Source organism: Methylophaga sp., from assembly GCF_048266885.1.
Classification (GTDB): domain Bacteria; phylum Pseudomonadota; class Gammaproteobacteria; order Nitrosococcales; family Methylophagaceae; genus Methylophaga.
Genome location: NZ_JBLWYR010000021.1, coordinates 46,642 through 55,634 on the forward strand (window position 1 = coordinate 46,642; position 8,993 = coordinate 55,634).

The 8,993-nt window shown below is 42.6% G+C and carries 7 protein-coding genes; all 7 read left to right on the forward strand.

The window, feature by feature from the left end; translation table 11 throughout:
• Positions 1–4: 4 nt before the first annotated feature.
• Complete coding sequence (locus ACN0V2_RS10990) at positions 5–1,039, forward strand: AAA family ATPase (RefSeq protein WP_417550860.1); 1,035 nt, start codon at positions 5–7, stop codon at positions 1,037–1,039.
• Positions 1,036–1,869, forward strand: coding sequence for a hypothetical protein (locus tag ACN0V2_RS10995; RefSeq protein WP_417550861.1), 834 nt, complete (start codon positions 1,036–1,038; stop codon positions 1,867–1,869). Before ACN0V2_RS10990 ends, ACN0V2_RS10995 begins: the two co-directional genes overlap by 4 nt.
• Complete coding sequence (locus ACN0V2_RS11000; RefSeq protein ID WP_417550862.1) at positions 1,859–2,824, forward strand: hypothetical protein; 966 nt, start codon at positions 1,859–1,861, stop codon at positions 2,822–2,824. Before ACN0V2_RS10995 ends, ACN0V2_RS11000 begins: the two co-directional genes overlap by 11 nt.
• The gene (locus tag ACN0V2_RS11005; RefSeq protein ID WP_417550863.1) at positions 2,821–3,798 is read left to right on the forward strand and encodes a vWA domain-containing protein; all 978 of its coding nucleotides are present in this window, start codon (positions 2,821–2,823) and stop codon (positions 3,796–3,798) included. The genes ACN0V2_RS11000 and ACN0V2_RS11005 overlap by 4 nt, the downstream gene beginning before the upstream one ends.
• Complete coding sequence (locus ACN0V2_RS11010; RefSeq protein ID WP_417550864.1) at positions 3,795–4,367, forward strand: MxaK protein; 573 nt, start codon at positions 3,795–3,797, stop codon at positions 4,365–4,367. Before ACN0V2_RS11005 ends, ACN0V2_RS11010 begins: the two co-directional genes overlap by 4 nt.
• A 12-nt stretch (positions 4,368–4,379) precedes the next feature.
• Complete coding sequence (locus ACN0V2_RS11015; RefSeq protein WP_417550865.1) at positions 4,380–5,378, forward strand: vWA domain-containing protein; 999 nt, start codon at positions 4,380–4,382, stop codon at positions 5,376–5,378.
• Between the two features lie 109 nt (positions 5,379–5,487).
• The coding region (locus ACN0V2_RS11020; protein WP_417550866.1) for a diguanylate cyclase domain-containing protein at positions 5,488–8,993 on the forward strand (3,506 nt) is incomplete at its 3' end.

Here is an 8,993-nt window from a genome sequence, read left to right on the forward strand (position 1 = left end):
TATCATGAGCAATGTCGCTGTAAATTCAGATAACCTTCTTCACGATTGGCATCAAAAAGCTTCCACCCTCCAAGAGAATATTAACCAAACCATATTAGGCCAGGAACACATCATTGAATTGATGGTAGTGGCCATATTTTGTCGTGGTCACATATTGCTGGAAGGAGATGTTGGTGTCGGTAAAACTACTTTACTGAGATCCGCTGCCGAGAGTCTGGGTGGCGATTTTGAACGTATAGAAGGCACTATTGATTTAATGCCTCATGATTTGGTCTATTACACTCATATTGCAAGCGACGGTAAACCAGCCGTCAATGAAGGCCCATTACTTAAGCACGGCGAAGATTTATCCATCTTTTTCTTTAATGAAATTAATCGCGCAAGACCTCAGGTGCATTCTTTGCTACTCCGAGTCATGGCCGAACGTAGTGTCAGCGCTTTTAATAAAACATTTCATTTTCCGCATTTACAGGTTTTTGCAGATCGTAACCGTATTGAAAAAGATGAAACGTTTGAATTACCAGCCGCAGCCCGTGATCGATTTATGATGGAACTCCATATAAAGCAGCCTAAAGCGGAAGCTCAGCTTAAAGAATTAATGTTTAACACGCGCTATTACGATGCCGATAAATTGGTTGAAAGCGCTGACAAAGCAGTTTTACCGTTTAATCAATTAAACGATATTGCCGTAACAATTCAAGCTCAGATTCATGCCAGTGAAACGGTTCAGGATTATGGCTATCATTTATGCCAAGCCCTTCGTAGGCCTCAGGATTATGATATTAAAATCAGTGATATTGATACTGAAAAGTTAGTCTTAGGCGGCATGGGGCCACGCGGAATTAGTTATTTAGCCAGAAGTGCTCGTGCTCACGCATGGTTGAAACAACGTAATAACGTTACACCTGAGGACTTTCATGCCGTCATACGAGCCATCGGCAAACACCGAATTTTTATTAATCCTGTATACAACTATAACGGCGAAGCTATTATTGAAGAACTGATCAGCAGTGTACTAAATACCATTCCATCCCCATGATGCAGCGTGATATTCAACACCTTATTTTTGATTATAAAACGCCTTTTTTGCTCAACGCATTGCGTGAAAGTGAGCATAAAAGCAAACGTCAGGGACCAGGGAGCGATTTCTACAAAAAGTCTACTTTTTTAGCAGACCCCAATCCTGCCCGTATTGATCTGTCAGCAAGCGTTACGGATCCGTTTGAATCTATTTATGTCAAAACCTTTCGTCAACGTAGCAAGCTTGACGTGCTTAGTTTTATTGATGGTTCTGACTCAATGGCTATTCCAGGAAAAACGGATTTAGTGGGCACGACGGAAACAAGCATCGCCTATTCCGTAGCTGCGAGAAATGACAATTATCAAAGCTATTTATTTAATGAATCTATTGTTTCTTTGACCGATTCAGACTCGTTAGTGAAACATTATTCTGCGGCTCAATATCACTCACAAAGTCATAATATGGCTGAAGGTTTTTCTCATCTCGAACGATTATTACCCGCTCGTCGCTCTTTGATTTTTCTGATCTCAGATTTTCACTGGAGTAATGAAAAGCTCTACCGGATATTGAACACATTATCAGGACACTATTTGGTTCCGATTGTCGTCTGGCGCTCAGCTGAATATGAAGACTTTCCTTTATGGCGGTTTGTGCAAATTAGAGATGCTGAGACCGATGAAAATCGTTTAATTTTTGTCACCCCAAAGCAAAAAAGACTCATTGAAGCGACTTTTGCTGACCGAAGAATATTCCTTAATAATCAGTTTCAACGTCATAACAGCAGAGCATTTTGGATGGTTGATCAGTTTTCAGCACAACATTTGAGTGAGTTTTTCCATGGTCATTAATCCGCTGTTAAAACAAAAAATGAATAAAATAGGCTTCAGCGTTTTATGGTTATTTTTACTATTTACCAGCCCCATTAATGCCGATGAAGTTCGCATTGGCATTGTAGAGCAATCGCTCGGCCGGGATTTTGGCCTTTTGGTTGGCGATATCATCGAGCATTATTATGTCATTCAAGTACCGGCTAACTACAGTTTGACACCCGCTTCGTTGCCGCCAAATGGTGAATTAGATTACTGGCTACAGTTGATTAAGAGTGATTATGAACAGATTGCTGAAAATGGTCAGATTCGGCGCTATCGATTACATTTCACTTTTCAAACATTCTATGCCCCGTTGGATGTTAGAGCATTAACTATTCCTGCATTAACTGTGCGTTTTAATGCAGGTGATAAAGCGGAACTAATCACCATCCCGGCATGGGATTTCACCATGTCTCCACTTAAAGAAATTGCGCCTCGCGGCGTGGCCAGTGATTCAAATCAAAATGCCTTCATGAAAGCGGATTTACGTCCAACCACTATTCCAACCTCCGGCCTACAACAACAAATATGGGTTTTAGCCAGTTCCCTACTACTACTGACGTTGTTATGGTTAAGCCTAAAAGGTTATCTATTCTCCTTTATACGCTCACCTTTCCAGCAGGCATATCATGAAGTCAAAAAACTTCGTAAATATCATGCTAAAGAATCTGCTTTTAACCAAGCATTACAAGCGGTTCATAGGGCTTTTAATCGTCGTGCAAAACATGCCTTATTCGCACATCAAATAGAAGAATTTGTAATACAACATCCAGAGTTACGTTCGTATCAAGATAAGATTGATAACTTTTATCAGTTATCCGCCGAAACACTTTATGCAGATGAGAAAAAAGCTGGGCCAGGCGACTTTGATCAATTACTGTCACTTTGCAGACAATTAGCCGGTGCAGAAAAACTGGCTCTGAAAAGATCATGAACATTGCCTTTGCCCATCCATGGGCACTTATTTTATTGTTATTGGCTGTGTTGCCATTACTGGCAGGTATTTTCCGAAAACGCATGAGCAGCTGGAATCGGTTACTGCCCGTCTCCGATGCAACCCGTTGGATCAACCGTCTGATTAAACTGTTAGGCATGTTAGCTTTTACCAGTATCGTGTTGGGTCTGGCTGGCCTATATCAAACTGAAAAGACCTTTACCCGTACCGGTACCGGTGCACACATAGTGTTTGTATTGGATAGAAGTGCCAGTATGAATGAAACGTTTGGTGGCAAAGTACCTGATGAAGATACACCAGCCAAAAGTCAGGTGGCTCGCCGCTTGTTGTCCAACTTTGTGAATGAACGTCCACATGATTTATTTGGTGTCGTGGGTTTTAGCACTCAGCCTTTTTTTATCAGCCCGTTAACCGAACATAAATCTGCCACCCAAGCTGCAATAAATAGCTTAACGAGTCCAGGCCTCGCATTTACCAATGTGGCAAAAGGGTTGGGCATGGGGCTGAGTTACTTTCAAGACCAACCACATACTGGCTCTCGCGTTATCGTCTTGGTATCAGATGGTGCTGCCACTTTGGATCATCGTGCTCAACGTGTGCTTCGTGAGTGGTTTGAACGCTATCAAGTTAGTTTGTATTGGTTTTTCCTGCGTACTGAAAACGGTTTAGGTATCACTTCTGAACCCGGCTCACCCCAAGATGATAATCCCCGGGTGATGCCTGAGCGATACCTTGACCAGTTTTTCCGTACATTACCCATTCCATATCACGCTTATGAAGTTGATACCCCAGAATCTCTTGAGGCTGCTATCCATCAATTAGATGATCTGGAAAGCTTGCCACTGGTTTATAACGAACTCATTCCACGTAATGATTTGACACGGTTGTGTTTTTTAAGCGCACTGCTTGCTGTTCTCATGTTAGTTGGCATCAAGGCACTGGAGGCTAAATGATCTATCTGAATCGAAATAAACTTATTTATTTAATTAGCTTACTAGCCGTTCTCGTTATTTGTGGATTAGTTTTCAGTATTTATACCCTGCAACAACATCAGCAAATAAACCAACAAATTGCCATGCTTAACCAGGGCGAAATGATTGATGCTGAAAAATTGAATATGCAATCCGCTGAAGTGAGGATCGCCTACGCTCATCTGCAACGTAAATTAAATTTATTTGATGAAGCAGTAGAGACATACAGTGGTACTGAACGTCTGGCTGATAAACCACAGCTAGTGCATATTCACTATAACCTTGGCAATCTGTATTTAACTCAAGCCATTGATTTAGCTGAAAACTTGTCCGTTGACCGCGCTGTCGCGATGGCAGATGTCGCAAAAGATTTTTACCGATCTGCCTTAAAAAACCAGCCGTCCTTTTGGGAAGCAAAATACAATCTAGAGGCTGCACAACGGCTTTCTAGAGACTTGCCGCTGGGCGATGTCACTATCAGTGAAGAATCGCAGGATGCCAGTACCGAATTATGGTCAGCCATGCCTGGCTTTCCCATTGGTCTGCCGTAAAAAGTGTATCTAATGAAATCACCTTGGTTACTTTTTAGTTCAGCATTACTGTTGCTCGTTGCCGTTTTAATGCCAAACCTGCCTTTTCCTAGCAAAAAATATGACTATTTTTTCATGATTGATATCACCCGCAGCATGAATGTGCAGGATTATCAGAATAATAATGGCGATCCGATAAGTCGGTTGGAAAAAGTCAAAGCAGATGCATTACTTGCTATCCAAAAACTCCCTTGTGGCTCCCGTGTTGGTTTAGGTGTGTTTACAGAACGTATGCCAACATTGCTCTATACCCCGATGGAGGTCTGTGCGGACTATCCTGAAATTCGTGAAAGCATTAAACGAATCGACTGGCGTATGGCTTGGGTTGCAGATAGCAATATCATTCAGGCTTTATCCAATACGATTGAGTTAATGCGAACTGTTGAAATAGCTAACACCACATTGGTGTTCTTTACTGACGGTCAAGAAGCTCCGCCGATGAATTCACGCTATGCTCCCGACTTAGCAGAATTGCAATTTTCCGAAGAAAATCGCAGCCCAATCAAAGGGGTAGTTGTCGGCACCGGTGATCATGCGTTAAGCCGGATACCCAAATATGATGAAGAAGGCATTCAAATCGGTTTTTATACCGCTGAAGATGTGCCACAGGGTACGACCTTTGGCTTGCCTGAAGATCCCAGCAAAATTGAAGGTTATGTGCCCAGAAATGCACCATGGGGAAATCAAAGTCAGGCAGGTAATGAACATCTTTCCAACGTCAAAGAAGAGTACTTAACTTCATTGGCTGAACCAGCAAAACTTCATTACCATCACTTACAGTCAGCCAATGAGTTGTACACGGCTATAACACACGATGACTTTTCACAACGTCATTTACGTCAAACGGATTTAAGTCAAATTCCAGCGGGTATCGCGCTGTTTTTGCTATTTTTAGCGTATCTTCCTGAACAATTATTGTTCCGCAAAAAAACCCGCCATAAAAACAAAAGTTTGTTAAGCAATAACCCTTAACATAGGTTAAAGTAGTTAGAGTCATTCATTAACTCTCCGAGCATCCTATTAATCCGCCGACAAACGCCAATTCTTGTTATTATCTGCAAGCTATTTGAAGACGGATCCGATGAACGTCACACCTCACAAATTTACTTTGTTGTTGCTGTTCATGCTGTTTGGCAGCTTATTCGGTCAAGTTTATGCGGCTTCGACTGAATCAGTTACGCTGCAGCTTAAATGGCGGCATCAATTTCAATTCGCCGGTTATTATGCGGCCATCCAACAAGGTTATTACCAGCAAGAAGGGTTGCAAGTCACGTTACGTGAACGCCCTCCAGGTATCAGCGTAGTTAGTGAAGTTTCCAGCGGGCGTGCAGAATATGGCATTGGTGGAGTGGGCTTGTTGGCAGAATATGCTGATGGAAATCAAATAAGAGCCCTGGCTGCTATTTTTCAACATGATGCCTTAGTACTCGTGAGCAAAAGCCAGTCAGGTATTTTCAGCCCCTACGAAATGATTGGTAAACGCATCATGTTTGATGATTCGGCTGGAAACGATGCCGTTTTTCTCGCAATGTTTGCTGATGCCGGAATTTCCCCTGAAGACTACACGCTCATTGCACAAGATCAGCAACTTGATAGCCTGATCAATGATCGGGTTGATGCAATGTCAATTTACCGAACCGATCAGCTTTTCACATTGGAGCAGCTAGGTGTTGAGGTTAATATCATTAACCCTCAAAGCTATGGTTTTGATTCTTACGGCGATATTTTATTTACCAGTGATAGAGAGCTTCGCACTAACCCCGGTAGGGCTGAACGGTTTCGTCGAGCCTCTTTAAAAGGCTGGCGCTATGCGCTGGAAAATCCGACTGAAATTATTGATTTAATTATCAATGAATATGGCAGTCAGGCCAGTCGCGAACAACTACAACATGAAGCAAGAGAAATCCAAAAACTGATCTTGCCCGATCTGATTCCGTTGGGGAAATTAGACCCGGCTCGACTTCGCCACAGTGCTCAGATATACGCACGACTCAATATTGCGCCGCCTCTATCCGAAGCTCAATTAGAAGGTTTTATCTACCAATCCAATGCTGCATTGCGACTCACTCCCGAAGAACAAAGCTGGTTGGAGGAAAATCCCATCATTAAATTGGGTATTGATAGAGACTTTGCGCCTTATGAATGGATCAACAGCGAGGGTAATTATCAAGGTCTCGCTGCCGAATATATTCAGCTTTTACAAGCCAAGCTCGGAGTCGAATTTGAGATTATTGACGATAAGCCTTGGCATGAAATAATTGCGATGGCACAACGTGGTGAATTAGATATGCTGTCCTGCCTGCATATGAGTCCAGAACGCTCAGAGTATTTACTGTTCAGCCAACCATATATCACCAATCCAGTGGTTATCGTCAACGCAAATCGCTTTGGTTATATCGGCAATTTAACCAATCTGAACGGCAAAACTATTGCTGTCGAGAAGAACTATCACGTTCAAGAAAATCTGGCTCGTAACTATCCTGAAATAAAGCTGCTACTTACTGATACCACGCTCGATGCTCTAAAAATGGTCAGTACTGGTGAAGCCGATGCTTATGTTGGTGATGCCGCATATGCCAATTATGCTATCAAAAAAGCCAATCTCATCAATTTGCAGTTTTCCGGACAGACTCAACAATACAATGCTTACCGAATGGGCATTAATCCCACTCATCCCCATCTGCAATCCATCATAAATAAAGTCCTGAATAGCATTTCGGTCGAAGAGCAACAACGCATCGAACAAACCTGGATGGGCTTGTCGATTAAAAGCGGTATTTCTCAAGCAACGCTCATCAAAATATTGCTGACGATAGCATTAATTATTCTGATATTTGCTTTCTGGATCTACCGGCTTAAACAGTCTGGCCAAGCCTTAGCCCGAAATGAGTCTAAATTACGCAGTATCATCGATGCCTCGCCTATCCCGCATATGCTGAGTGATGGAAAAACCAAGATTCACTATGTAAATAAAGCGTTTGTTGATAGTTTTGGTTACACCTTGGAGGACCTACCCAGCCTGAATGTTTGGCAAGAAAAAGCTTACCCCGATCTAGTCTCTAGCCAACGCAGCAAACAACATTGGGATAGTTTTGTGGCACAAGTTCAGAGCCAACCACTTCCCTACCGTGGCGAAGCGGCTGAAATTAAAGTCACCACCAACCAACAGCAAGCTAAACAAGTGTTAATTTCCAGCACAGCAATTAAAGATGGTCAGGCGAATATCTTTATTACTATTTTTTATGACATCAGTGAACGCAAACTAGCCGAAGAAAAACTGAAATTATCGGGTCGAGTGTTTAATCAGGCACATGAAGGCATTCTGATCACTAATCCCGATGGCAGAATTGTCGATGTCAACCCAGCCTTTTGTGAGATCACCGGATACAGCCGTGAGGAAGTGGTAAATCAACAACCTTCCATACTCAAATCAGGAAAGCATAGCGAATCTTTTTATCGCGATATTTGGCAAAACCTTCTAGATAAAGGCTATTGGCAGGGAGAAATCTGGAATCGTCGCAAAAATGGCGAGCTCTTTGCTGAATTGTTGACGATATCCACCTTAATGGATGATCAAGGTGATACCTTGCATTACCTGGGTTTATTTTCAGATATTACCGAAATCAAAGAACAACAACATGCGCTGGAAATGATGGCGCATTATGACATGCTCACCCAGCTACCAAACCGCACGTTATTCGCCGACCGTTTCCAACAAGCCATTTCGCATAGTGTTCGTCAGCACAGCCTGCTGGGTGTGGTATTTCTCGATCTGGATGGCTTTAAACCGATTAATGATACCTATGGTCATGAAATAGGCGATCAAGTGCTGATTGAAGTGGCTCAGCGCATCAAAGCATGTATTCGTCTGGATGACACCGCCTCACGGCTAGGTGGTGATGAGTTTGCAATTTTGCTCAATGACATCAGCTCTGTGGAACACTGCGAACGTCTGGTCAGCAGACTGTTACGTACCATTCAACTGCCATATCGTATTGATGGCGATACGATTCAATTGGGTGCCAGTATGGGTGTAACCCTTTATCCGCTGGATCAATCTGATGCTGACACCTTGCTGCGCCATGCTGACCAAGCCATGTATCAATCCAAACAAACGGGGCGAAATCGTTATTCGATATTTGATGCCGTGCATGACAAGCAAATTTTGCTCAAGCAAAGTCAGTTAGATAATTTGCATGTAGCCTTTAACAGCAATCAGTTTTGTCTGTTTTACCAACCCAAAATTAATATGCGTAATGGTCGTATTTATGGTGCAGAAGCCTTATTACGCTGGGATCATCCGCAGCAAGGTATGTTGGAACCTGCATTGTTTTTAAGCTCTGTGGCAGGTACTGAGTTGGATATTCGTATTGGTAACTGGGTTATTGATCAAACCCTGAAACAACTGCAAAGCTTTCATCTGCAAGATAGAAAAATTGAAATCAGCGTTAATATTTCGGCTCATCATCTGCAGTGGCCAGGATTTATCGATCATCTGGATCGGCTTCTGTCCAAGTATCCAGATTTACCAGCCGAATATTTACAGCTGGAAGTTCTTGAAAGCAGTGTATTAACGGATATTCACAC

What these genes read in the sequence shown, in the direction of transcription:
- ACN0V2_RS10995 (WP_417550861.1), top strand. Translation starts at nt 1,036, where the DNA reads ATGATGCAGCGTGATATTCAACACCTTATTTTTGATTATAAAACGCCT.
- ACN0V2_RS11005 (WP_417550863.1), top strand. Translation starts at nt 2,821, where the DNA reads ATGAACATTGCCTTTGCCCATCCATGGGCACTTATTTTATTGTTATTG.
- ACN0V2_RS11000 (WP_417550862.1), top strand. Translation starts at nt 1,859, where the DNA reads ATGGTCATTAATCCGCTGTTAAAACAAAAAATGAATAAAATAGGCTTC.
- ACN0V2_RS11010 (WP_417550864.1), top strand. Translation starts at nt 3,795, where the DNA reads ATGATCTATCTGAATCGAAATAAACTTATTTATTTAATTAGCTTACTA.
- ACN0V2_RS10990 (WP_417550860.1), top strand. Translation starts at nt 5, where the DNA reads ATGAGCAATGTCGCTGTAAATTCAGATAACCTTCTTCACGATTGGCAT.
- ACN0V2_RS11015 (WP_417550865.1), top strand. Translation starts at nt 4,380, where the DNA reads ATGAAATCACCTTGGTTACTTTTTAGTTCAGCATTACTGTTGCTCGTT.